Annotated in this window: 22 protein-coding genes and 1 rRNA gene; 10 read left to right on the top strand and 13 right to left on the bottom strand. The window is 52.0% G+C overall.

Annotated elements, in window-relative coordinates; translation table 11 throughout:
• Positions 1 to 22: 22 nt before the first annotated feature.
• From AC6R0L_RS09555 to AC6R0L_RS09535, 5 genes are all read right to left on the bottom strand, one after another.
• The gene (locus tag AC6R0L_RS09555) at positions 23 to 622 is read right to left on the bottom strand and encodes a thiol:disulfide interchange protein DsbA/DsbL (protein ID WP_500628974.1); all 600 of its coding nucleotides are present in this window, start codon (positions 620 to 622) and stop codon (positions 23 to 25) included.
• Between the two features lie 25 nt (positions 623 to 647).
• On the bottom strand, positions 648 to 1,649 hold the full coding sequence (locus AC6R0L_RS09550; RefSeq protein WP_500628973.1) for a serine/threonine protein kinase: 1,002 nt from the start codon (positions 1,647 to 1,649) through the stop codon (positions 648 to 650).
• A gap of 157 nt (positions 1,650 to 1,806) precedes the next feature.
• The gene (gene ccoG, locus AC6R0L_RS09545) at positions 1,807 to 3,225 is read right to left on the bottom strand and encodes a cytochrome c oxidase accessory protein CcoG (RefSeq protein ID WP_500628972.1); all 1,419 of its coding nucleotides are present in this window, start codon (positions 3,223 to 3,225) and stop codon (positions 1,807 to 1,809) included.
• A 314-nt stretch (positions 3,226 to 3,539) separates the two neighbouring features.
• Positions 3,540 to 3,806: a YihD family protein gene (locus AC6R0L_RS09540; RefSeq protein ID WP_334555500.1), complete on the bottom strand. Its 267-nt coding sequence runs from the start codon at positions 3,804 to 3,806 to the stop codon at positions 3,540 to 3,542.
• A gap of 142 nt (positions 3,807 to 3,948) precedes the next feature.
• Positions 3,949 to 4,116 (bottom strand): hypothetical protein, encoded by a 168-nt coding sequence (locus AC6R0L_RS09535; RefSeq protein WP_334555499.1) that lies wholly within the window; start codon positions 4,114 to 4,116, stop codon positions 3,949 to 3,951.
• Between the two features lie 313 nt (positions 4,117 to 4,429).
• On the opposite strand from AC6R0L_RS09535, the gene AC6R0L_RS09530 reads away from it, so the two are divergent.
• Together AC6R0L_RS09530 and trhA are read left to right on the top strand one after the other, a co-directional pair.
• On the top strand, positions 4,430 to 5,227 hold the full coding sequence (locus AC6R0L_RS09530) for a sporulation protein (RefSeq protein ID WP_500628971.1): 798 nt from the start codon (positions 4,430 to 4,432) through the stop codon (positions 5,225 to 5,227).
• Positions 5,228 to 5,359: 132 nt separating this feature from the next.
• On the top strand, positions 5,360 to 6,007 hold the full coding sequence (gene trhA, locus AC6R0L_RS09525; protein ID WP_500628970.1) for a PAQR family membrane homeostasis protein TrhA: 648 nt from the start codon (positions 5,360 to 5,362) through the stop codon (positions 6,005 to 6,007).
• A gap of 23 nt (positions 6,008 to 6,030) precedes the next feature.
• Here trhA and AC6R0L_RS09520 read toward each other — a convergent pair whose 3' ends face one another.
• The 5 genes from AC6R0L_RS09520 to def all read right to left on the bottom strand — a co-directional run bounded on the left by AC6R0L_RS09520 (position 6,031) and on the right by def (position 11,835).
• Positions 6,031 to 7,476, bottom strand: a complete 1,446-nt coding sequence (locus tag AC6R0L_RS09520; protein ID WP_500628969.1) for a TrkH family potassium uptake protein — start codon at positions 7,474 to 7,476, stop codon at positions 6,031 to 6,033.
• Positions 7,477 to 7,488: 12 nt separating this feature from the next.
• Positions 7,489 to 8,865, bottom strand: coding sequence for a Trk system potassium transporter TrkA (gene trkA / locus AC6R0L_RS09515; protein ID WP_334555495.1), 1,377 nt, complete (start codon positions 8,863 to 8,865; stop codon positions 7,489 to 7,491).
• A gap of 55 nt (positions 8,866 to 8,920) precedes the next feature.
• A complete protein-coding gene (rsmB, locus tag AC6R0L_RS09510; RefSeq protein ID WP_500628968.1) occupies positions 8,921 to 10,246 on the bottom strand; it encodes a 16S rRNA (cytosine(967)-C(5))-methyltransferase RsmB in 1,326 nt (441 codons plus the stop codon).
• Between the two features lie 83 nt (positions 10,247 to 10,329).
• Entirely contained in the window at positions 10,330 to 11,277 is a 948-nt protein-coding gene (gene fmt / locus AC6R0L_RS09505) for a methionyl-tRNA formyltransferase (protein ID WP_500628967.1), read from the bottom strand.
• Between the two features lie 36 nt (positions 11,278 to 11,313).
• A complete protein-coding gene (def, locus tag AC6R0L_RS09500) occupies positions 11,314 to 11,835 on the bottom strand; it encodes a peptide deformylase (RefSeq protein ID WP_487903324.1) in 522 nt (173 codons plus the stop codon).
• A 180-nt stretch (positions 11,836 to 12,015) separates the two neighbouring features.
• Between def and AC6R0L_RS09495 the strand changes: the two genes are divergently transcribed.
• From AC6R0L_RS09495 to AC6R0L_RS09480, 4 genes are read left to right on the top strand one after another with little or no spacing between them, the layout of a single operon-like run.
• Positions 12,016 to 13,140, top strand: coding sequence for a LysM peptidoglycan-binding domain-containing protein (locus tag AC6R0L_RS09495; protein ID WP_500628966.1), 1,125 nt, complete (start codon positions 12,016 to 12,018; stop codon positions 13,138 to 13,140).
• A complete protein-coding gene (gene dprA, locus AC6R0L_RS09490) occupies positions 13,137 to 14,306 on the top strand; it encodes a DNA-processing protein DprA (protein ID WP_500628965.1) in 1,170 nt (389 codons plus the stop codon). Before AC6R0L_RS09495 ends, dprA begins: the two co-directional genes overlap by 4 nt.
• Before the next feature lie 2 nt (positions 14,307 to 14,308).
• On the top strand, positions 14,309 to 14,788 hold the full coding sequence (locus tag AC6R0L_RS09485) for a DUF494 family protein (protein ID WP_334555489.1): 480 nt from the start codon (positions 14,309 to 14,311) through the stop codon (positions 14,786 to 14,788).
• A 27-nt stretch (positions 14,789 to 14,815) separates the two neighbouring features.
• The gene (locus AC6R0L_RS09480; RefSeq protein ID WP_500628964.1) at positions 14,816 to 15,397 is read left to right on the top strand and encodes a DNA topoisomerase family protein; all 582 of its coding nucleotides are present in this window, start codon (positions 14,816 to 14,818) and stop codon (positions 15,395 to 15,397) included.
• Between the two features lie 157 nt (positions 15,398 to 15,554).
• Here the strand turns inward: AC6R0L_RS09480 and AC6R0L_RS09475 are convergent, their stop codons facing one another.
• Positions 15,555 to 16,688, bottom strand: a complete 1,134-nt coding sequence (locus tag AC6R0L_RS09475) for a 5-(carboxyamino)imidazole ribonucleotide synthase (RefSeq protein ID WP_500628963.1) — start codon at positions 16,686 to 16,688, stop codon at positions 15,555 to 15,557.
• Positions 16,689 to 16,691: 3 nt separating this feature from the next.
• On the bottom strand, positions 16,692 to 17,177 hold the full coding sequence (purE, locus tag AC6R0L_RS09470; protein ID WP_334555486.1) for a 5-(carboxyamino)imidazole ribonucleotide mutase: 486 nt from the start codon (positions 17,175 to 17,177) through the stop codon (positions 16,692 to 16,694).
• 242 nt (positions 17,178 to 17,419) lie between these two features.
• On the opposite strand from purE, the gene hemF reads away from it, so the two are divergent.
• The 3 genes from hemF to AC6R0L_RS09455 all read left to right on the top strand — a co-directional run bounded on the left by hemF (position 17,420) and on the right by AC6R0L_RS09455 (position 19,531).
• On the top strand, positions 17,420 to 18,337 hold the full coding sequence (hemF, locus tag AC6R0L_RS09465) for an oxygen-dependent coproporphyrinogen oxidase (protein ID WP_334555485.1): 918 nt from the start codon (positions 17,420 to 17,422) through the stop codon (positions 18,335 to 18,337).
• Positions 18,338 to 18,427: 90 nt separating this feature from the next.
• Positions 18,428 to 19,258 carry a shikimate dehydrogenase gene (gene aroE, locus AC6R0L_RS09460; protein WP_500628962.1) on the top strand — a complete coding sequence of 277 codons (831 nt, stop codon included), beginning with the start codon at positions 18,428 to 18,430 and terminating at the stop codon, positions 19,256 to 19,258.
• Between the two features lie 3 nt (positions 19,259 to 19,261).
• A complete protein-coding gene (locus AC6R0L_RS09455; protein WP_500628961.1) occupies positions 19,262 to 19,531 on the top strand; it encodes a DUF1488 family protein in 270 nt (89 codons plus the stop codon).
• Here the strand turns inward: AC6R0L_RS09455 and AC6R0L_RS09450 are convergent.
• On the bottom strand, positions 19,518 to 20,069 hold the full coding sequence (locus tag AC6R0L_RS09450) for a gamma carbonic anhydrase family protein (protein ID WP_500628960.1): 552 nt from the start codon (positions 20,067 to 20,069) through the stop codon (positions 19,518 to 19,520). The two genes, AC6R0L_RS09455 and AC6R0L_RS09450, sit on opposite strands and share 14 nt — an antisense overlap.
• 547 nt (positions 20,070 to 20,616) lie before the next feature.
• On the opposite strand from AC6R0L_RS09450, the gene AC6R0L_RS09445 reads away from it, so the two are divergent.
• Positions 20,617 to 22,142: ribosomal RNA gene (locus AC6R0L_RS09445) — 16S ribosomal RNA — on the top strand; the annotation flags it as partial.

The raw sequence follows: 22,142 nt of genomic DNA, 5'->3' as shown, positions 1-22,142 counted from the left end.
TCGTTTGACGATAGTGACTGTCTTATTGAGTCAGCAGGTAGTTCACCAAGTCAAAGTATTGCTCTAGGGTAAAACCGCGTGGTGGCTGAACCAAGTAACGGTTGTTGACCACGATAGAAGGCACACCCGTTAGGCCGCTGTCTTTGAACTGCTTGTCAAAGCGGCGCACCATAGAGTCCACCGCAAAACCATTGAAGTTCGAGTCGAATTTTTTGCCATCGATGCCTTCGTCAGTGAAGATTTGGCGCAGCTCTTCGTCACTCTTCGGTGCTTTACCCAAGTTGTGGATACGGTTAAACATCACCGGCACCATTTGATCTTCCACGCCAAGCGACACCATAGTCGCGTATGCTTTGCTCATGGAAAGGCCCATGTTGCCACCCATGAACGAGACGTGATTTTTCTGCAACTTCACCCCTTCAGGTAGCTGAGCTTTGAGCTGGACAATCACAGGCTCCATCGAGTTACAGTGTGGGCAGTAGAAAGAGAAAAACTCCGTCACCACAGGCTTGCTTGACGGTTCCATGTTCAGCACTTTGTAGTGCTCACCTTCGTTGTACTGAGCCGCGTGTGCCGAAACACTGAGGAATAGGGCGGCGACAAGTGCAAACAGTTTTTTCATAATGACTCCATTTTAAAAGGCTTTTTTACCACTGTGGCATTAATGACAAGGGGGGCTCGCTCAGTGCGGATATCTGCTCTTTGAACCCGAGTACCTGATTTTCCCAATATTTTGCGTCGTTAAACCAAGGAAAGGCGAGTGGGAACGCAGGATCTTGCCACCGTTTTGCTAACCATGCCATGTAGTGCACCATACGTAGACCGCGCAGCGGCTCGATTAGTTTCAATTCGTTAACATTAAAATCATGAAACTCTTGGTACGCTTCGAGGATAATATCAAGCTGCATCAGTTTGTCACTACGTTCGCCACTGAGCAGCATCCAAAGATCTTGAACACTTGGTCCATTGCGCGCGTCATCGAGGTCGACAAACATCGGACCATCACGCCACAAAATATTGCCTGGATGACAGTCACCATGCAGCCTGATCGGCGTATAGCTGTTGTCCCACTGTGCTTCGAGTGAGGCGATCAGCAGGTCGAGATCGTTGAAAAAGGCGCTTTGCAGATGAAGAGGAATAAAGTCGGAATTTTGCAGCAGCGCTCTCGGTTGGTAGAGGTATTCTTCAAGGCTCATGCTGGGGCGATGAACAAACGCTTGTTTGGCTCCGATACTGTGAATACGCCCTAAATAGCGACCGACGCCCTCGAGCTGCTCTACATTATCCACTTCAAATTGGCGGCCGCCCACGCTGGCAAACAGCGCAAAGCGATAGCCTTGGTAGTGATGCAGCGTGGCACCATTGATGGCCAGTGGCGGCGCGACGGGGATCTCCGCTTCGACCATCTCTTGGGTGAAATCGTGCTCTTCCTGAATTTGTTCGGCGCTCCAGCGCTCAGGACGATAGAACTTGACCACATAACGTTGGCGCTCTTCATCGCTAAATTGATACACGCGGTTTTCATAGCTATTGAGTGGCAAAAAGCCGGATTCAGCGCGAATGCCGATGCTCTCTAGAGCGTACCACATAAAATCCGGGGTAAGGGCATCAAAGTTAAAGGCGTGTGTTGAGGGAATCTTTTGTGTCATAGCCGGTTTCTTGTGACTGAGAAAAAGAACCATGCATGACGCGAGCATGGTCGTGAGGGGCAAAAAGGGCTCATCATGAGCCCTTCACCCTAGATCGTCGCCTCTCGACGCATTTTTATCAAGGTGATTGAATTGACCTTATCTCGCTAAACGATGGTCACAGCTTCTTGATAAAGCGACTTTCCACTTGGGTGGTAAAGTCTTGGCTGTCGGACAGTATAAACTGGATTGTCGCGACAGGTGAGCTGAGATTGTCCGGGTCAACACCCAAGCTCATTGGCAAGTTGAGGACTTCCCCAGGCGCCACTTGTACTGTCTGTTTACCGTACCAAGTGACATCACTCAGCCCTTCAACAGAGAGCTGATACGCCTGACGTTGCTGGGTTTTATTGATGATCTTCAACGTGTAGGTATTTTCAATTTCCCCAGAGCCGTTGACTCTAAACAGCTGATTACGGTCACGCAGCACGCTCAGCCCTGCGGGGTCAACGCTGGCGACTTGAACGAAGAACAGGCCAATCATCACCAATAGTACTGCGCCGTAGCCGAGCAGTTTTGGCCTCATCACCTTTGTGTGCTTGCCGGAGAGACGGTGCTCGGTGGTGTAACTGATGAGTCCTTTGTCGTAGCCCATCCGCTCCATGGTGTGATCGCACGCATCGATACAAGCGCCGCAGTTGATGCACTCATATTGCAAACCATCACGAATATCGATGCCAGTCGGGCACACTTGCACGCAAAGATCGCAATCGATGCAATCGCCTAAACCGAGCTGTTTGGGATCGGCTTTGCGCGAGCGCGGGCCGCGCTGCTCACCGCGTGCACTGTCATAACCGACGATAAAGGTGTCTTTGTCGAACATTGCCGATTGGAAACGTGCATACGGGCACATGTGAATACACATGATCGAGCGCATCCACCCGGCATTGCCGTAGGTACAGCCGGCGAAAAACAGCACCCAAAACACCGGCCAAAATGACGCGTTGAGGGTAAAAAACTCGACCACTAAGGATTTCACTGGCACAAAATAGCCAACGAAGGTAAAGCCCGTGGCTAACGCAATGGCCAGCCACGCCATGTGCTTGAGGGTTTTTCGCCACGCGAGTGAGGCGGTCAAGCGGCCAGAGTCTTGTTTGCGGCGTTTATTTGCGCTGCCCTCTAGTTTCTCTTCAAACCAGATGTACATAAAGGTCCACACGGTTTGCGGGCAGAGGTAGCCACACCAGACACGGCCTAAAAACGTGGTGATAAAAAACAGCGCAAAGGCCGCAATCACGAACAGCAACGCGAGCAAGGTGAGATCTTGCGGATAGAGTGTGGTACTAAAAAAGTTAAATTGTTGCTGACCGATGTCGAGCAAAATCGCCTGACGATCGCCGTAAGGGATCCAGGGGATAAGCGTAAACAGCAACAATAGAAACCAGCCACCATAGCGGCGCAGCCTTTGGAAGGTGCCTTTGCTTTCTCTGACGTAGATGCGATTGCTTGGGTTAAATCTGTCGCCGTTGTTTTTGTGAGTTTTGGGATTGAAGGTTTTCGGAGTCACGTCTTTGACATCGATCTTATCTTGACTCATGGTGCTTCCTTATAGGCTAAAGCAAGGGTGTGTTGCCCTTGTTGCGTCCGACTTTGCTCTGGTCTCCTGTCAACTTGGCCCAGTGCGGCGCAGCCGAGTTCAAGTTGTTTGGAGATCTTGTGATCTGTTTTTTATTGTTAGCTGGCGATTATATACGCAATAGGAATGGGTTTTCTTTAAGACTATCAAGCTTTAACCACAAATTAGCCCAAACGCTATAACCATAATGACTAATAACACGTGCTACTAGATGGTTTAGCGATAAAAAAGCGACCCTAAGGTCGCCATATCTGATCCGTGACGCAATGTGTCGCTCAATCAATTAAACCGCGCGCACGCAAAATCGCGGTTTTAAAGTCATCTTCTTGATCTTTTTTGAGCCCGGGAATCATCTCGTCTTTTGCGCTATTGCGCATTTTTAGATGATAGATAAGTACATCATCGGTCAGCTCTTCAAGTTTGCCTTGATACCCCGCCTCTTGGCTGAGTTTGACGATAAACGCCAGTAAGTTCATCTCTTGGTCTTTTTGCCATTCTGGCTCAAGCAGTTCCAATAACTCTTCAATACGGTGACACTTCATGCTGTTCTCCACAATTTTTATAATGTTTTGCCTTAAGGTAGCAAAAGGGACGTGCAGAGAGCAACGCGAATCGTGCCGTGCTTATCGACAATGGGGCGTAATCAGGGGGCAAAAAAAAGCGCAGACGAAGCTGCGCTTTTCATTATGCTGCTTTTACCGCTTTTGATGGGGCAGACATCAAAAGAGTTGTCTGTTCCACTAACGTCATCGCAGGGTTGACTTTTTTTGCCGTTGGAGCAGACGCAAATCCACTACGACGACGCATCGCACTACGGTTTGTGTGCGAAAACCTGACTGCTGCTGGGCGCATCGATGTACCTAACTGTCAGGCATCTCCATTGCCAATTTAATGGCCTGTATTAACTATGAGTTGAGCTTCAACGTCACCTTGATGCTGCTGAAGGTTGGCTCTTCTGGCTTTCGCCAATCCAAATAATTAACCAGGATTGTTGATATGCATGCATATCAATCGTTAGAGTAGCACTAAGGGTAGAATTGGTCGATAACTAATCGATCACTGTTTTTCATTCTCTATTATTCTGTGAGTAGACAGAGACTTTGGCGAGATAAAGCGCGCTATAGTGAGGGTCTGCTTGGTGGTTTCACCCATAAGGGAGGTGTGTATGTCGTTTTTCAAGAAAACCCTCGCGAGCTTTGGTATTGGAAGTGCCAAAGTGGATTCAGTGCTGCGCCAAGAGGTGTTATACCCGGGGCAGAAGGTGAACGTCACCATTCATGTCTATGGCGGTTCGAGTGCGCAAGAGATAGACAACATCGAACTCAAACTCTACTGCCGTTACATCAAAGAAGTGCCGGACAATCACCATAAAAGTGATCACAACGCCGGTCGAATGCGCCGCGTGCCCACCAGTTATACACTGGCGACGTGGACGCTGCCCTACGCGTTCATCATTGAGCCTGGTGAGACGCGCGATTTCGAAGTGGAGTTGGATGTGCCGTGGAATACGCCGGTCACCATTGGTGATTCCAAGGTGTGGCTTGAGACTGGCCTCGACATTGCGATGGCCAAAGATCCGACCGACAAAGACATTTTGACGGTGCGCCCTGATCCTCTGCTTGATGGCATCTTTACTGCGTTAGAAGCGCAGGGGCTGCGTATTCGCCAGGTGGAGTGTGAAGCGGTGGATGGCTTTGCTCTGCCTTTTGTGCAGGAGTTTGAGTTTGTGCCGACTACAGGGCCGTTTCATGGTCGTTGGCGAGAGTTAGAAGTGGTGGCGTATCGCAGTGAAGACGAACTGCAAATGTGGTTTGAAATTGATCGTCATCGTGAAGGGGCAAAAGGAATGCTCGCGAGCCTGCTGGGTATGGGGCAGTTGAAACGCCAGCTTTCTATTCCGCTCAGTACCCCCGCAGAAGAGGCCGGCGAGCAGGTACTGAACTACCTCGATGCGCATTCTTGAGGCTCATATTTGTGCTTGGGCGCGAAATCGACAGTGAGCCGCATCAGCAACCTTATCTAATTTAAGCTTACACTTGTAAGCTGAGCGTGGCATACTCTGGAGTGTTTATTCTAATGCTCCAGAGTGATGCTTATGTCGACGCTTTTATCCTCTTACAGCCGCGAAGAAGAGCGAGCCAATATGCTCAGCCACGGTCTGGGTTTATTGCTCAGTGTGGTCGGGCTGGTGGCCTTGCTGCTGCGCGCCTTCGAGCAGCAGGCGGATGCCTTATCTTGGGTCAGCTATAGCCTGTACGGCGCCAGCATGATACTGCTGTTTTTGGCGTCGACCCTCTATCATGCTATTGATGTGCCGCGAGCCAAACGGGCACTGAAAACCTTCGATCACTGCGCTATTTACTTGCTGATTGCCGGCAGTTACACGCCATTTTTATTGATTGCGCTCAGAACGCCGCTCGCGATCGGTTTGATGGTGGTGATCTGGCTGATTGCCTTGGTGGGGATCGTGATGAAAGTGGCGTTCGTTTATCGCTTCAAACGCCTCTCACTGGTGACCTACTTATTGATGGGGTGGCTGTCGCTGGTGGTGATTTATCAACTGGCGATGACCTTACCTCTGGAAAGCTTGATGCTGCTGGCGATTGGCGGCGTGGTCTACTCTCTGGGCGTGGTGTTTTATGTCGCGAAACGTATTCCCTACAACCACGCCATTTGGCATCTGTTTGTTTTGGCGGGTTGCGCCTGTCACTTCTTTGCCATCTATCAGCTGCCTGTCCGATAAGCCCACAGAAGTGGGTGGAGTGCCTATCGGCGCCAAAAGGCGGGGAAGAACAACACAAGCAAGGTGAGAATTTCTAGTCGCCCCATCAGCATCCCAAAACTGAGTAACCACTTGGCGGTGTCGGGCAGGGGAGCGAAATTGCCGGTGGGGCCGATGACACTGCCCATGCCCGGGCCGACGTTGGCGACTGCGGTAATCGCACCAGAAATGCTGGTGATAGGGTCAAGGCCGAGTGCACTCAAGCAACCTGCAATGAAAATAATGGTGATGAAGAACATCAAACCAAACGCCACCACTGAGCGCACAATATCATCGTTGACTGGGCGCTGATTGTAGCGCTGGACGAAGACCCCAGATGGGTGAATCAGTTTCATCATCTGCTTATTGAGCAGCGTAATGGCGATTTGAAAACGGAAGATCTTGATGCCGCCAGAGGTGGAACCCGAGCAGGCGCCCGCCATCATTAAGAAGGCAAACAAGGTGGTCGGCAGCGCGCCCCAGGCGGTGAAATCTTCTAAGCCGAACCCGGTGGTGGTGACCACCGAGACGATGTTAAACATGGAGACTCGCAGCGCATCCGCCACCGCGTAGCCATCACGCACCACCAACCAACTGGCAATGATCACGCTGCTGGCGAGAAACAAAAGGGTGAAACCGCGCACTTGCGCGTCACTGGCGAGCTCATTCAAACGGCGTTTGCGCAGCGCGGAGACAAAAAGCAAAAACGGTAACCCGCCCAAGAACATAAAGAGTGTGCCCACCCAATGCGCGCCGTGGGAGAAATGGTTCATCGAACCGTCAGAGGTCGAGTAGCCGCCCGTGGACAAGGTGGTAAAGGCATGGTTGATCCCTTCAAATAGCGTCATGCCCGTCATCAAGTAGCCGAGCAGGCAAAGGGCGGTGAGGGTCAGATAGACGATGACGATGTTTTTCGCCACGGTTTTGGCGCGCGGGCTGCTTTTGTCTGACCAATCAGAGGATTCGGTATGAAACAGTTTCATGCCGCCGACATTGAGCATCGGCAAGACGGCGACCGCCATAACAATAAAGCCAATGCCGCCAAGCCACTGCAAAATCGAGCGCCACAATAAGATGCTCGGCGCCATCTCATCGAGCCCGCTGAGGACCGTTGAACCTGTGGTGGTGATGCCCGACATGGTTTCAAAATAGGCGTCGGTGAAGCTGATGTGATTGATGAACACAAACGGCAGCGCGGCAAATGCGCTAGCAATCGTCCACACCAAACTGGTGATGAGGAACATGTCTCGCACGCTCAGGCGAAAGTGCCGAGTTCGGCCAATCGTCAAGCAGACAAAGGCGACCAAGTGGGTGATCAGCACCGCTTGACCAAATTCCAAAAAGCCTGCGGTGCCGGTGACAAACGCCACCAGCGTCGGCACGTACATAAACAGCGCTAGCTTAGAGAGCACGAGGCCAATGACGAATAGAACCGGGCGAAAATTCACCATAAGGTCGTCCCCTTACAGGAAGAACGGACTCGGTTGGAAGAGGGTTTCCACGTCAGGGATGTATTTCTTATCGACAAGGAACATCACCACGTGGTCATCTTGTTCAATCACGGTTCTGTCGTGTGCAATAAGCACTTCTTCACCGCGAACAATGGCACCAATGGTGGTACCTGGAGGCAGTTTGATTTCACCAATCGCGCGGCCGACGACTTTCGAGGTCGATTCGTCACCGTGTGCCACCGCTTCAATCGCTTCTGCCGCGCCACGGCGTAATGAAGAGACGTTAACAATGTCAGCACGGCGCACGTGCGTCAGCAGCGCAGAAATCGTCGCTTGCTGCGGCGAAATCGCCACATCTATCACACCGCCTTGGACCAAATCGACGTAGGCACCGCGTTGGATCAGCACCATGACCTTTTTCGCGCCCATGCGTTTGGCCAGCATGGCGGACATGATGTTGGTTTCATCTTCGTTGGTGAGCGCAATAAAGACATCGACTTGGTCGATATTCTCTTCGGTGAGCAACTCTTGATCGGCGGCGTCACCACAAAAGACAATGGTGTTTTCCAGCTCTTCAGAGAGACGTTCTGCGCGTTGATAACTGCGTTCAATCAGTTTAACGCTGTAGGTGTGTTCCAGACGCTTGGCCAAGCTGGCGCCGATGTTGCCCCCGCCGACAATCATAATTCGGCGATAGGGTTTCTCAAGCCGCTGCAACTCACTCATGACGGAGCGAATGTGGTTGCTCGCAGCAACGAAAAAGACTTCGTCATCCGCTTCGATGATCGTGGTGCCTTGCGGACGAATAGGGCGACCTTGACGGAAAATCGCCGCCACGCGGGTGTCAATGTGCGGCATGTGTTCACGCAGCGCAGAGAGGGCGTTACCGACCAAAGGGCCGCCGTAGTAGGCTTTAACGGCCACTAGGCTGACCTTTTGCTCAGCAAAACTGACCACCTGCAAGGCGCCGGGGTATTGGATCAGACGTTCAATGTAGCTGGTGACCAGCTCTTCTGGCGCAATCAGATGATCGACCGGCACGGCACCGGATTGAAACAGGGCTTCTTTCTCGGCGAGATACTGGGGCGAACGAATACGTGCAATGCGGTTTGGCGTGTTGAACAACGTGAAGGCCACTTGGCAGGCGGCCATGTTGGTTTCGTCCATATTGGTCACGGCCACCAACATATCGGCGTCTTGAGCGCCCGCTTCACGCAGCACGTCAGGGTGGCTAGCGTAACCATTGACCACGCGCAGGTCGTACTTGTCTTGCAGTTCACGTAGGCGGTCGCTGTCTTTGTCGACGATGGTGATGTCGTTGTTTTCACCCACCAAGTTTTCTGCCAATGTACCGCCAACTTGTCCGGCACCGAGAATAATGATCTTCATCTTTTGCTCTCTTGAACGTCGTCATCGCCCCTATGGCGGGGCGCACTGTCCTTGTTTATTGCGGCGTATTGCTTGACTCAAGACCTACCGCTTTTTCTTCACACCGCTTTTTTTTCAAAACTGCATAGTAGAAGCCGTCCATGTCCTCTTCACCTGGAAGAATTTGTCGGCCAGGCTGAGATTCCTCACTGCCGATCAACTGTGCATCGGACGTACGTGAGAGGAAAGCGCGCACCTGCTCAACGTTCTCTTGCGGCGCAATCGAGCAGGTGGCATAGACTAAGGTACCGCCCGCTTTCAGTTGTTGCCACATGGCATCTAGGATTTCACTCTGCAACGCTGACAGTGCTTCAATGTCATCAGCGCGGCGCAGCCATTTGATGTCCGGATGGCGTCGAATCACACCGGTCGCTGAGCAAGGGGCATCGAGTAGAATACGGTCAAACTGCTCACCTTGCCACCACTGATGTGGGTAGCGCGCATCGCCGCAAATCACATCGGCTCTCAATTGTAATCGCTCGAGGTTGTCATGCACGCGGTTAAGGCGAGTAGGATCGGCATCAATCGCCACCACTTCGGTGTCTTGCGTGTGCTCAAGAATGTGCGCTGTCTTGCCACCTGGCGCGGCGCAGCAGTCGAGGATCAGCTCCCCTTCTTGTGGCTGAAGGTAATCGACAGACAACTGTGCGGCGGCATCCTGCACGGAAACCCAACCGCGATCGAAGCCGGGCAATAGGGTCACATCACAAGGTTTGGCCAATTTTATGGCGTCAGCGGCCTCGGGGTGAAGGGTGAATTCTATGCTTTCATCATTCAGGTAAGCGATGTACTGATCGCGGGTGTGGTGCTGGCGGTTGACGCGCAGCCACATCGGCGCTTTTTGATTGTTCGCCTCAACAATGCGCTCCCACTGCTCTGGGTAGTGCTCTTGCAGCAGCTTCAGTAGCCAGTTAGGGTGGCCATACTTGCCGGCATTGTGACTGGTCGCAAAGGTATCCAGCTCTTCTTGATTGCGTAGGTAGTTACGCAACACTGCGTTAATCAAACCGCGCAGGCTTGGGCCGCGCAAGGTTTTGGTGGCTTCCACGGTTTCCGCGACCGCCGCGTGCGAAGGGATACGCATAAAGCTCAGTTGGTAGATCCCCACCAAAATCAAATGGTGAAAAACGCGTTTTTTGCCCTTGAGCGGGTTATCCATCAATTCGTTGGCAATAGACTCCAAACGCGGCAAGTAACGCAAAGCGCCGTAGCAAATCTCTTGCAGCAGAGCGTGGTCACGCGGTTTGATGGTCTTTTGCGCGGCAGGCAGCGCATGCGAGAGTGATTGACCTTTGTCGACCACTTGGAAGATAACGTTAGCGGCAGCAGCGCGAACATTCATAATCAATACCTTAAATAAGGGAGGGCATCTCTGCCCTCAAAATGTACGTGATTCATTGCAGCGCAATGACAGGGTGTGAAGGGTTAGCTCAGTACCGAGCCCACTTCGAACCAACTTGCTCGGGCGTTGAGAATATCTTGCACCGACATGGCTTTTTTACCCGGCACTTGCAGTTGCAAAAGGACTAATACGCCTTTGCCTGTTGCGACATAGATGCCAGTTTTGTCTGCTTGGATAATGGTACCCGCCGCTTGGTCTGTGGTGTGTTCCGCCACGCGGCTCTGCCACACCTTGATGCTGTTATCGGCCGCTTCAAAGTGGCTCATTGGCCACGGGTTGAATGCGCGCACGCAGCGCTCAATGTGCTCGGCGTCGTCATTCCAATTGATGCGGGCTTCCTCTTTGCTGAGCTTTTTGGCGTAGTTGGCCAAGGCATCATCTTGCTTAGTGGCGACGGCGCTGCCTTGTGCGATGTCAGTGAGGCAGTCCAATAGCGCACTTGGGCCTAAATCGGCCAACTTTTCGTACATGGACGCACTGGTGTCGCTGCTTTCGATCGGCAAGCGCGCGATCGAAAGCATGTCGCCAGTATCCAGGCCAATGTCCATCTGCATGATGGTGACACCGGTTTCTTCATCGCCCGCCCAAATGGCGCGCTGAATCGGCGCTGCGCCTCGCCAACGTGGCAAAATCGAACCGTGCACATTGATACAGCCAAGTTTAGGCGTGTCCAATACCGCTTGCGGCAGCAGCAAACCGTACGCGACGACGACCATCAAATCGGCGTCTAAATCCGCCAACGCTTGCTTGGCCTCTTCAGACTTAAAGTTTTCCGGTTGGTAGACCGCAATGTCATGCTCAAGGGCAATCTGTTTGACTGGGCTCGCGGTGAGCTTTTTACCACGACCTGCAGGGCGGTCGGGTTGGGTGTACACGGCAATGACGTCGTGCTCCGAAGACAACAACGCCGCCAAGTGACGGGCGGCGAAGTCCGGAGTACCAGCAAAAACAATCTTAAGTGGTTTGCTCAAGGTACGTTCCTTATCTTTTCTTTCTCAGTAATACGCTTACTTACCGGCGGATTGTTTCTCGTTGAAGCGCTTGATCTTCGCCAGTTTGTCTTGGATGCGTTTACGCTTCAGTGGCGATAGGTAATCGACAAAGAGCTTGCCTTCTAGGTGGTCAAGTTCGTGCTGAACACAAATCGCCAGTAGGTCATCCGCCTCGAAGGTAAATTCTTCACCATCGCGATTGAGCGCTTTGACTGTCACTTCGGCTGCGCGAGGCACTAAAGCGCGCGCGCCAGGCACCGATAGGCAGCCCTCTTCAATCCCATCTTCACCGCGTTTCTCGATGATTTCTGGATTGATAAGCACCATTGGCTCATCACGGGTGTCCGAAATGTCGATCACCACGATACGTTGGTGAACATCGACTTGGGTGGCCGCAAGACCAATTCCTTCTTCGTCGTACATGGTTTCAATCATGTCATCGACGAGTTTTTGAATCTCAGGCGTCACTTTCTCTACGGGCTTAGCCACGGTACGAAGGCGATCATCTGGGAATGTTAATACTTGTAATACAGACATATACACTCAAAATGTTGAACTGTGCCGAATCAGGGTAAAGCTTGTTGGCTCAATTCTAGACATTTTATAACCTAAATGACAGCATCATTACGCATTTTCCCTGCCACTCTCGGTGTCAATGTTGAGCACACACACCTAAGTTGAGCAGCGGTTTCTTTCAGATAACCAAGGATTTAGGTGATGGTGAGTTTCAAACGGTGTTCCAGTTGGCGCAGGCCACTTCTCTGCGTGATGACCTTGTGGGTAGCTTGGGTTCCTTTCTCTGTCTCGTCGGTGTTAACCCTCAAGCCCGATGCGCCCACGACGTATGTCGTGGTCAAAGGCGATACCTTATGGGATATTTCGGCGCTCTACCTCGATAGCCCTTGGCTTTGGCCACGGCTATGGCAGGTCAATCCCGATATTGATAATCCTCACCTGATTTATCCCGGTGACAAGCTCAATCTGATTTGGCGCAATGGTGAGCCGGTTCTGACGGTGAAACCGATGCACAAACTGAGCCCGAAAGTCAGAAAGCTTGATAAACAAGCGCTGCCGACGCTGCGTGAAGAGTGGGTGTTGCCGTACCTAGAATCGGATCTCTTGCTTGACGAGTCGTTATTGGCAGAGAGTGCCAAGGTGATTGGCTCGAGCAATGGCTTGCAATATCTCACCGGGCAACAACTGCTTTATGTCACGGGGCAACAAGTGCAAGGTGAGTGGCACATTTACCGCAAAATGACCACCTTCACACGCGATGATAAACGCGTCATTGCGCTGAAAAAAATCGCGGTCGCCGAGTCTGCGGATGAGTCTACAGCGCAGAGCGATACGGACATGACGGCGCTCAAAGTTCGCCAACAAACGCAGGAAATTCTCGCGCAAGACATCGCCTTGCCCGTGCGTGAGACTCAGTCTGATTTCAGTCAACGCTTTTATCCCCAGCCCTCGCCTAAGGCCATTAATGCCTCAATCTTGGGGTCGCTGGAAGGCAGCCAATATGTGGGCAAGCATCAAGTGGTGGTCATCGATCGCGGCGCGCGCGATGCCCTGCGTCAAGGCAGTATGTTCGACCTCTATCAGCCGGGTCACAAGGTGGCCAAAGCTGGCCAAGGGGTATTGGCTAGGCAAGAGGTGCAGCAATTGCCGGATGTGCGCATTGGGCATTTGATGGTGATTCGTCCTTATCAAGATTTTAGCTTGGCGCTGGTCACTCAGAGCGAGCAGCCGATTGCCACTGAAACCCGTTTGCGCTCACCCCTGGTGACGCTTAAATCCGCTGAAGACGTTGTGGACGCAGAGCAACAGGGTAAGGAGCAAGGATGACAGAGCGTGAGCTGCGCGCTTGGCTGACGCTCTATTTTACGCCCAGAATTGGTCCGAAGACCTTTGAGCGTTTGCTAAAGGTGGCCGAGCCACACGAGATTGTCTCCAGTTCGAGCGACGAGATGCGCGCGTTTGGCTTGAGTGAGCATCAGGTGGAGTATATTCAGCGGCGCGCAGAAAAAGAGGTGGATGGGTGTTTGGCTTGGCGCGATCGCGAGGCGGATCACCATATCGTTACCCGTGACGCGAGTGACTATCCGCCACTGCTCGCCAACGCCCCTGCGTCGCCGGCGGTGCTGTTTGTCAAAGGCAAGCTTGAGGCGATTCACTTACCGCAATTGGCTATGGTGGGCAGTCGCAATGCCAGTCAGGATGGGCTTTTGCTCACCAGAGAGTTTGCCAGTGCGTTGGTCAAAGAGGGGCTGTGTATCACCAGCGGACTAGCGCTCGGCATCGATGGCTATGCCCATGATGGCGCGCTGAAAGCGGGCGGCGAGACGGTCGCGGTGCTCGGAAGTGGTCTTGGCGAAGTGTACCCTGCTCGCCACCGAGCGCTGGCAGATCGTATCACTCAGCAAGGCGCGTTGGTCAGTGAGTTGCATCCGCAGGCCAAACCTAAGGCGGATCACTTTCCTCGCCGCAATCGCATTATCAGTGGCTTATCGCTGGGCGTGCTGGTGGTGGAAGCGGCCGAGAAAAGCGGCTCATTAATTACCGCGCGTTATGCCCTTGAGCAAGGCCGAGAAGTGTTTGCCATTCCCGGTTCTATTCATCAAGTCTATGCCAGGGGGTGCCACCGCTTAATTCAGCAAGGGGCGAGCTTAGTCCAAGAGGTTGAGGACATCTTGTGCGAGCTCGACAGCTTGCTGGCGTGGTCGCGGCAACAGGCGGATAAACAGAGCGAATCACGCACCCAGACGCCGAGCTGCTCGCATTTCCGAGCGCTTTTATCTCCTAACGATAAAGAAGCGACGAAAGTGAGCAAAGAAGAATTGCCATTTCCCGAGCTGTTAGCTAACGTAGGTAATGAGGCTACACCAGTTGATATCTTAGCATCGCGGACCCATATACCCGTGCAGGATGTCATGATGCAGCTCTTGGAGCTCGAGCTTTTAGGGCACGTTGTTGCAGTTTCCGGTGGCTACATTTTAAAGGGGAGGGGCTAGCTATGATGATGGATATTTTGATGTATCTGTTTGAGACCTACATCCATAGCGATGCAGAGTTACAGGTCGACCAAGATGAGCTAGAAGAAGAGTTACTTCGCGCTGGTTTTCATCAGAAAGACATATATAAGGCCCTGGTCTGGTTAGAAGAGTTGGCGGCGCTCCAGCAAACGGAAGCGCACTCAGCGATCTCTGTCAGTACCTCGTCTCCGTCTACGCGTATCTATACCGCCAAAGAGTGCGACCGCCTCAGTCTTGAGTGTCGTGGCTTTTTAATGTTTTTAGAGCAAGTGAGCGTGTTGACGGCGGAAACACGTGAGATGGTCATTGACCGAGTGATGGGGCTCGAAACCGATGAGTTTGAGCTTGATGATCTCAAGTGGATTGTCCTAATGGTGCTGTTTAATGTACCGGGCAATGAAAATGAATACACGCTTATGGAAGAGCTTCTTTACACCAAAGAGCAGGGTATCTTGCACTGATACCGTCGCTTTGCGACCCTAAGTGATATGAGTAATAAAATCGACCATCAGTTGTTTTCTGCCCACGAGCACGCCTTAGAACATCAGGCGTGCCCGAAATGCCAAGCTCAAGGCTTGGCGGGGGAGCTGTCGCTGCGCCATGGCAAACATGGTCCTTTCTTAGGGTGCACCTTGTACCCGCAATGCGATTACATCAAACCTTTGCATCAAAATGATGGCCACATCGTTAAAGAGTTAGGTGTGCCATGTCCTGAGTGTGGTCATGAGTTGGTGCTGCGCCAAGGTCGCTATGGGATGTTTGTCGGTTGCAGTCATTACCCTGAGTGTCACCACATTGAGTCGATCGATGCCCCCGCAGAGCCGAGTGAGGACAACGTCGCCATCGCCTGCCCTGAGTGCCATCAAGGTCAGCTGACCGAGCGTAAATCTCGCTATGGTAAGCTGTTTTATGCATGTGACCGCTACCCGAAATGCAAGTTTGCCGTCAATCAGCCGCCCGTCAGTGGTGAGTGCCAAGTGTGTGGCTTTCCACTGCTGGTGGAAAAGCACAGCGCGAAAGGCCAACAGTTGCAGTGTGCGGTTCGCCGTTGTCAGGCCATTCAGTCTTAATCTTCGGCGAGCTCTTATTTAAGGCTATATAGTGATTTAAGGCGATATCGGAGCGGCCGAGCGTTTCCGCAAATACAAGGTCATCAAAGACAAAAAAAGGCGCCATGAGCGCCTTTTTCAATCCAGTGTTCGTAGAGCCGACACTCATTTGATCCGATTACGATTCGAAGTTTTGTGCAAATTCATGCACCGCAGGGAAGGCATCACTGTCGAGCAGGGTGGCCAGTTCACACAACTTGCGTTGTAGCTCACCACTGTAGTCGCCGCAGACATTGATGTGACCCATCTTGCGTCCTGCACGCTTCTCTTTGCCGTACCAATGGATATGGCACCCTTCAATGGCCAGCAACGCTTGTGGCAGTGTGTCTTCGCCAAGGATGTTGATCATCGCCGTTTCACGAACCAGTTTGGTGCTGCCAAGTGGTAAGCCACACACAGCTCTTAGGTGGTTTTCAAACTGACAGGTCTCTGCGCCTTGCTGCGTCCAGTGACCGGAGTTGTGCACGCGCGGTGCAATCTCATTCACGAGCAGGGTGCCATCGACATCGAAAAACTCAAGGGCAAGCACGCCCACGTAGTTGAGACTCTCGGCTACAGCGCTAAACATCGCCTGCGCTTGGTCTTGCAGCTTCGGGGCAGAAATGGCGGTCGATAGGCTTAGCACCCCTTGGGTGTGGACGTTCTCAGCCAGAGGGTAAACAGCGACTGAGCCGTCTTTGGCTCGTGCGCCCACCAAGGAAACTTCTCGGCCAAACGGGACAAACTCTTCCGCCACAATCGCTTGTGTCTCACTGGCTTGGATGCATTGTGCCATCTCTTGCCAAATGCTGTCCGCTTGAGCGGCGTCTTTCAATCGCCATTGGCCTTTACCATCGTAGCCACCTAGGGCACTTTTCAGCACCATAGGAATGCCGACTTTTTCGATCGCGCGATCAAAATCTTCCCGGCTCTCAATGACATGGTAGTTGGCGTTGCGAACGCCCGCTTTGTCTAATAGCGCCTTCTCAATACGGCGATCGCCACCGGTTTTGATCGCTTCTGCTGACGGGTAAAACTTCCCGCTTTGCTCGCAGAGGGTCAAAATATCGTGTGGGATATGTTCAAACTCAGCTGTGATCACATCGGCACGCTCAATGGCATTGCGAAGACCGTGGCCCACCACATGTTGGGTGAGAGGGTGGACAATGTTTTCACTGCCGACATCGTACGCCGAGATCTCAATGTTCAGTGGTGCGCCCGCAAGAGACATCATTCGTGCTAATTGGCCTGCACCTAACACCAACACATGCATGATTTAGTCCTCGGCTGGGTTTGGGTTGGCAAGGACGGTCTCAGTTTGCTCTTGGCGAAACGCTTCGACCTTCTCCATCACGGACTCATCGTGGGTACCGATGATTTGCGCGGCTAAAATACCCGCATTCGCTGCGCCCGCTTCGCCGATCGCCAGTGTACCGACCGCGATGCCTTTTGGCATTTGCACGATAGAAAGCAGCGAATCCATCCCTTTTAGGGCACGTGATTGAACAGGAACACCCAAGACAGGTAAGCTTGTGAACGCCGCAGCCATGCCCGGCAGGTGCGCAGCGCCGCCAGCGCCAGCAATGATCACTTTCAGACCGCGCTCTTTCGCGCTGTTGGCGTAGTCTGCCAATAATTGAGGAGTGCGGTGCGCAGAGACGACTTTAGTTTCGTATTCAACACCAAATCTATCCAGCATTTCCGCGGCGAGCTTCATTGTTGGCCAATCTGATTTTGAACCCATGATGATACCGACTTTCATCTCAAACTCCTTCAACCTTTTGTGTGGAATGAAAAACAGGATGTGTCGTAAACCCAGTACAACCACATCGCCAATTTGTGCGCATTATACGGCGTTTTCCCTAGCAAGCAAACGTTTGCGCGCACTTTGAACCGCGCAGTGATTAGTCTTCGACGCAGATTCTTTGTACACTGAGTCTCATCCCAAGAAGACGCAGCCAGTGACTGCGTGGTGAAACAGGGCCTACCCTGCAAGGAAGTAAAATGTCAGAAATCGATAAGCAGGCGGTGAAGCAGTTTTTGTTGGCACTGCAAGATACCATTTGTCAGCAGCTTGAGCAGGCCGACGGCCAAGCGCTGTTTGTTGAGGATGCGTGGCAGCGTGAACCCGGAGAGCGGCTCGGTGGCGGTGGTCGCACCCGAGTGATGAAAGCGGGCGCGGTGTTTGAGCAAGGCGGCGTCAACTTCTCTCATGTCTCTGGCAAAGCGATGCCCGCTTCGGCGACTGCCCATCGCCCAGAGTTAGCCGGGCGACGCTTTGAAGCCATGGGCGTGTCATTGGTGATGCATCCGAATAACCCTTATGTGCCCACCTCCCATGCCAACGTGCGCTTTTTTATTGCCGAAAAAGAGGGCGAGGCGCCGATATGGTGGTTTGGCGGCGGGTTCGATTTGACCCCCTTCTACCCATTTGAAGAAGATGCTCAGTTCTGGCATGGCAGTGCGAAAGAGGTGTGTGAACCTTTTGGTCATGATGTGTATGCCAAGCACAAAAAATGGTGTGATGATTACTTCTACCTGCCGCACCGTGATGAAACGCGTGGCGTCGGTGGGCTATTTTTTGATGATCTCAACGAGTGGCCATTTGATAAGTGTTTTGATTACATCAAAGCGGTCGGTGAAGGGTATACCCAGGCGTATTTGCCGATTGTTGAGCGCCGCAAAGAGACGCCCTACACTGACCGAGAGCGTCAATTTCAGCTTTATCGTCGTGGTCGCTATGTGGAGTTTAATCTCGTCTATGACCGAGGAACCTTGTTTGGTTTGCAAAGTGGTGGCCGAACCGAGTCGATTTTGATGTCGATGCCGCCACTGGCTCGCTGGGAGTACAATTATCAGATTGAGCCAGACAGCCCTGAAGCGGTTTTGTATCGCGATTTCCTCAAACCGCGTGATTGGTAACATGTTTATCTCGGCATAGCGCTTGATCCTGGCCGGGATAGTGATAGGGTCAATGACCGTTGACCCGTTTATTTTTGTGTAGGTAAGGACATGACACAACCTCTTGACCGCTATGTGGTGTTTGGCAATCCCATTAGCCAAAGTAAATCGCCTTTTATCCATACCTTATTTGCTCGCCAGACCAACCAAGCGTTAACCTATCAAACGCAGCAGCCTGAGATCGGCACATTCAAAACGGCGGTAGCGGAGTTCTTTGCTGCAGGTGGTAAGGGGTGCAACATCACCGCACCGTTTAAAGAAGAGGCGTTTCAGTTTGCGACCCGCCTGACTGAGCGAGCGCAATTGGCCGGTGCCGTTAATACCTTAAAAAAGTTAGATGATGGAGACATCATTGGTGACAACACCGATGGTGAAGGATTAGTGCAAGATTTGCTTGCCCAGCAAGTGGTACTGAAAGGGGCGAGAATACTATTGCTTGGCGCAGGCGGCGCGGCGCGCGGCGTGATCAAGCCGCTGCTCGACCAGCACCCGCACTCAATAGTGATCGCCAATCGCACGAAAGCCAAAGCATCACAGTTGGCAGAGCTTTTCGCTGAGTTTGGTGTGGTGCAAGCCGTCTCACTGGAAGAGGTTGAGACTGGCTTTGATGTCATTATTAACTCTACGTCGTCGGGATTGAGTGGTGAGTTGCCAGCGGTATCACCGAGCATTTTTCAAGGTTGCCAAGTGGTGTATGACATGGTCTACCGCGCAGGTAAAACGCCTTTTAATGCCTGGGCGGAACAATCGGGTGCGCCCGTCAGCTATGATGGCTTAGGGATGTTGGTTGGCCAAGCGGCGGAAAGCTTTATGCTGTGGCGAGGTTTACGCCCAGGCACTAAGCAGGTGCTACGCGAGCTGCGTAAAAATTTACAAGGGTAAAAGATGAATCAATCGATTTTGTTTCCCGATCGACAGCATTGGGATGAAGAGCGCGCTGCGGTTTGCTTCCCTGCTCAGCAAGCGGGTGCCTTGATTGAGTGTGTGGTGAGCCAAGCGGTACTGGAGTCGTATGCGCAGCAAAGCGTTACCTCGGGTCAGCACGCCATCGAACTGTTTGAACAATGGCGCTTTGACCTTGAAGAGCAAGCTGAGTCTTTAATAGAAGACGAGATGTTTAACAGCCGCGGTGAAATTGAACTCAACCAGGAATGATCTCAACCTCATTTAAGTAGTCGTCTTTATTCTGCACGTAGTTATCGGCAGATTTTTGTAAGAAAGCGCGCTCTTTGTCTGTCAAAGGGCGAGCCTGCTTAACTGGACTGCCGACATACAGATAGCCACTTTCCAATGTTTTCCCCGGTGGGACTAAACTGCCTGCTCCCACCATCACCTCATCTTGAATGACCACACCATCGAGCACGATCGCGCCCATGCCAACGAGCACGCGATGACCAATGGTACAGCCGTGCAGCATCACTTTATGACCCACGGTCACATCATCACCGATAATCAGTGGGTAGCCTTGAGGGTTTTCTGCATTCTTATGGGTGACATGAAGCACCGAACCATCTTGAATGTTGCTACGCGCACCAATTCGGATATGGTTGACGTCTCCACGAGCGGCCACCAAAGGCCAAACACTGGCATCATCGCCTAGTGTGATGTCGCCAACCAAGACAGCACTGCTATCTATATAGACACGATCGCCAACTTGAGGTTGGATACCTTTATAACTGCGTAGGGAACTCATCTCTTCTCCTATATGCGATAGCACGATATGTTGCCAAGAATAGTGGCAAAAATAGCCCGTTGCGCATAGAAAATACGCAAACAGTAAAAAAATCAAAAAAATCGCTGAAAAGGGGTTGCCAATGTGATGCCGATCTCTATAATGCCCCCTCGCTGACAAGGGAAGACGACTGAATAAGTTGAAACCTTTCCAGCAAGGTCAAATAGCCAAGCAAAATGCTTGAAAAAAGTTTGAAAAAAGTGGTTGACACTAAAACTTGAATCGCTAAAATGACCGCCTCTTGTAAGTGACCAAGGTCACAGCCAAGAGCGCTCTTTAACAATATAAACCTATCAATCTGTGTGGGCACTCGTTGATGATAATCCACTTTTGGTTTTCACTTTTTTATAAAAAGTAAAATCAAAAATTGATTCTTCGGAATCACTGGCTATCAATGAACTGAGTGACCATTGAGTCTTAGGACTCAGCACAGTCAATTCAAGTTTTCTAGGAGCTAGCTTCTAGTCACTAGGAACTTATCAGTATTCATTGAGCCGAACAAAACTTTAAATTGAAGAGTTTGATCATGGCTCAGATTGAACGCTGGCGGCAGGCCTAACACATGCAAGTCGAGCGGAAACGAGTTAACTGAACCTTCGGGGAACGTTAACGGCGTCGAGCGGCGGACGGGTGAGTAATGCCTGGGAAATTGCCCTGATGTGGGGGATAACCATTGGAAACGATGGCTAATACCGCATAATGCTTTCGAGCCAAAGAGGGGGACCTTCGGGCCTCTCGCGTCAGGATATGCCCAGGTGGGATTAGCTAGTTGGTGAGGTAAGGGCTCACCAAGGCGACGATCCCTAGCTGGTCTGAGAGGATGATCAGCCACACTGGAACTGAGACACGGTCCAGACTCCTACGGGAGGCAGCAGTGGGGAATATTGCACAATGGGCGCAAGCCTGATGCAGCCATGCCGCGTGTATGAAGAAGGCCTTCGGGTTGTAAAGTACTTTCAGCAGTGAGGAAGGTGGGTGTGTTAATAGCGCACTCATTTGACGTTAGCTGCAGAAGAAGCACCGGCTAACTCCGTGCCAGCAGCCGCGGTAATACGGAGGGTGCGAGCGTTAATCGGAATTACTGGGCGTAAAGCGCATGCAGGTGGTTTGTTAAGTCAGATGTGAAAGCCCGGGGCTCAACCTCGGAATTGCATTTGAAACTGGCAGACTAGAGTACTGTAGAGGGGGGTAGAATTTCAGGTGTAGCGGTGAAATGCGTAGAGATCTGAAGGAATACCAGTGGCGAAGGCGGCCCCCTGGACAGATACTGACACTCAGATGCGAAAGCGTGGGGAGCAAACAGGATTAGATACCCTGGTAGTCCACGCCGTAAACGATGTCTACTTGGAGGTTGTGGCCTTGAGCCGTGGCTTTCGGAGCTAACGCGTTAAGTAGACCGCCTGGGGAGTACGGTCGCAAGATTAAAACTCAAATGAATTGACGGGGGCCCGCACAAGCGGTGGAGCATGTGGTTTAATTCGATGCAACGCGAAGAACCTTACCTACTCTTGACATCTACAGAACTTAGCAGAGATGCTTTGGTGCCTTCGGGAACTGTAAGACAGGTGCTGCATGGCTGTCGTCAGCTCGTGTTGTGAAATGTTGGGTTAAGTCCCGCAACGAGCGCAACCCTTATCCTTGTTTGCCAGCACTTCGGGTGGGAACTCCAGGGAGACTGCCGGTGATAAACCGGAGGAAGGTGGGGACGACGTCAAGTCATCATGGCCCTTACGAGTAGGGCTACACACGTGCTACAATGGCGCATACAGAGGGCGGCGAACTTGCGAGAGTAAGCGAATCCCAAAAAGTGCGTCGTAGTCCGGATTGGAGTCTGCAACTCGACTCCATGAAGTCGGAATCGCTAGTAATCGTGGATCAGAATGCCACGGTGAATACGTTCCCGGGCCTTGTACACACCGCCCGTCACACCATGGGAGTGGGCTGCAAAAGAAGTGGGTAGTTTAACCTTCGGGAGGACGCTCACCACTTTGTGGTTCATGACTGGGGTGAAGTCGTAACAAGGTAGCGCTAGGG

The sequence above is a fragment of the Vibrio sp. R15-SG3-ISO1A genome (assembly GCF_059833955.1).
This window is presented reverse-complemented; position numbering and strand designations above follow the sequence as displayed.

Bases quoted from the DNA above. Each gene is read 5' to 3' on its own strand.
- AC6R0L_RS09555 (WP_500628974.1), bottom strand. From the start codon at position 622: ATGAAAAAACTGTTTGCACTTGTCGCCGCCCTATTCCTCAGTGTTTCG.
- AC6R0L_RS09550 (WP_500628973.1), bottom strand. From the start codon at position 1,649: ATGACACAAAAGATTCCCTCAACACACGCCTTTAACTTTGATGCCCTT.
- ccoG (WP_500628972.1), bottom strand. From the start codon at position 3,225: ATGAGTCAAGATAAGATCGATGTCAAAGACGTGACTCCGAAAACCTTC.
- AC6R0L_RS09540 (WP_334555500.1), bottom strand. From the start codon at position 3,806: ATGAAGTGTCACCGTATTGAAGAGTTATTGGAACTGCTTGAGCCAGAA.
- AC6R0L_RS09535 (WP_334555499.1), bottom strand. From the start codon at position 4,116: ATGCGCCCAGCAGCAGTCAGGTTTTCGCACACAAACCGTAGTGCGATG.
- AC6R0L_RS09530 (WP_500628971.1), top strand. From the start codon at position 4,430: ATGTCGTTTTTCAAGAAAACCCTCGCGAGCTTTGGTATTGGAAGTGCC.
- trhA (WP_500628970.1), top strand. From the start codon at position 5,360: ATGTCGACGCTTTTATCCTCTTACAGCCGCGAAGAAGAGCGAGCCAAT.
- AC6R0L_RS09520 (WP_500628969.1), bottom strand. From the start codon at position 7,476: ATGGTGAATTTTCGCCCGGTTCTATTCGTCATTGGCCTCGTGCTCTCT.
- trkA (WP_334555495.1), bottom strand. From the start codon at position 8,865: ATGAAGATCATTATTCTCGGTGCCGGACAAGTTGGCGGTACATTGGCA.
- rsmB (WP_500628968.1), bottom strand. From the start codon at position 10,246: ATGAATGTTCGCGCTGCTGCCGCTAACGTTATCTTCCAAGTGGTCGAC.
- def (WP_487903324.1), bottom strand. From the start codon at position 11,835: ATGTCTGTATTACAAGTATTAACATTCCCAGATGATCGCCTTCGTACC.
- AC6R0L_RS09495 (WP_500628966.1), top strand. From the start codon at position 12,016: ATGGTGAGTTTCAAACGGTGTTCCAGTTGGCGCAGGCCACTTCTCTGC.
- dprA (WP_500628965.1), top strand. From the start codon at position 13,137: ATGACAGAGCGTGAGCTGCGCGCTTGGCTGACGCTCTATTTTACGCCC.
- AC6R0L_RS09485 (WP_334555489.1), top strand. From the start codon at position 14,309: ATGATGATGGATATTTTGATGTATCTGTTTGAGACCTACATCCATAGC.
- AC6R0L_RS09480 (WP_500628964.1), top strand. From the start codon at position 14,816: ATGAGTAATAAAATCGACCATCAGTTGTTTTCTGCCCACGAGCACGCC.
- AC6R0L_RS09475 (WP_500628963.1), bottom strand. From the start codon at position 16,688: ATGCATGTGTTGGTGTTAGGTGCAGGCCAATTAGCACGAATGATGTCT.
- purE (WP_334555486.1), bottom strand. From the start codon at position 17,177: ATGAAAGTCGGTATCATCATGGGTTCAAAATCAGATTGGCCAACAATG.
- hemF (WP_334555485.1), top strand. From the start codon at position 17,420: ATGTCAGAAATCGATAAGCAGGCGGTGAAGCAGTTTTTGTTGGCACTG.
- aroE (WP_500628962.1), top strand. From the start codon at position 18,428: ATGACACAACCTCTTGACCGCTATGTGGTGTTTGGCAATCCCATTAGC.
- AC6R0L_RS09455 (WP_500628961.1), top strand. From the start codon at position 19,262: ATGAATCAATCGATTTTGTTTCCCGATCGACAGCATTGGGATGAAGAG.
- AC6R0L_RS09450 (WP_500628960.1), bottom strand. From the start codon at position 20,069: ATGAGTTCCCTACGCAGTTATAAAGGTATCCAACCTCAAGTTGGCGAT.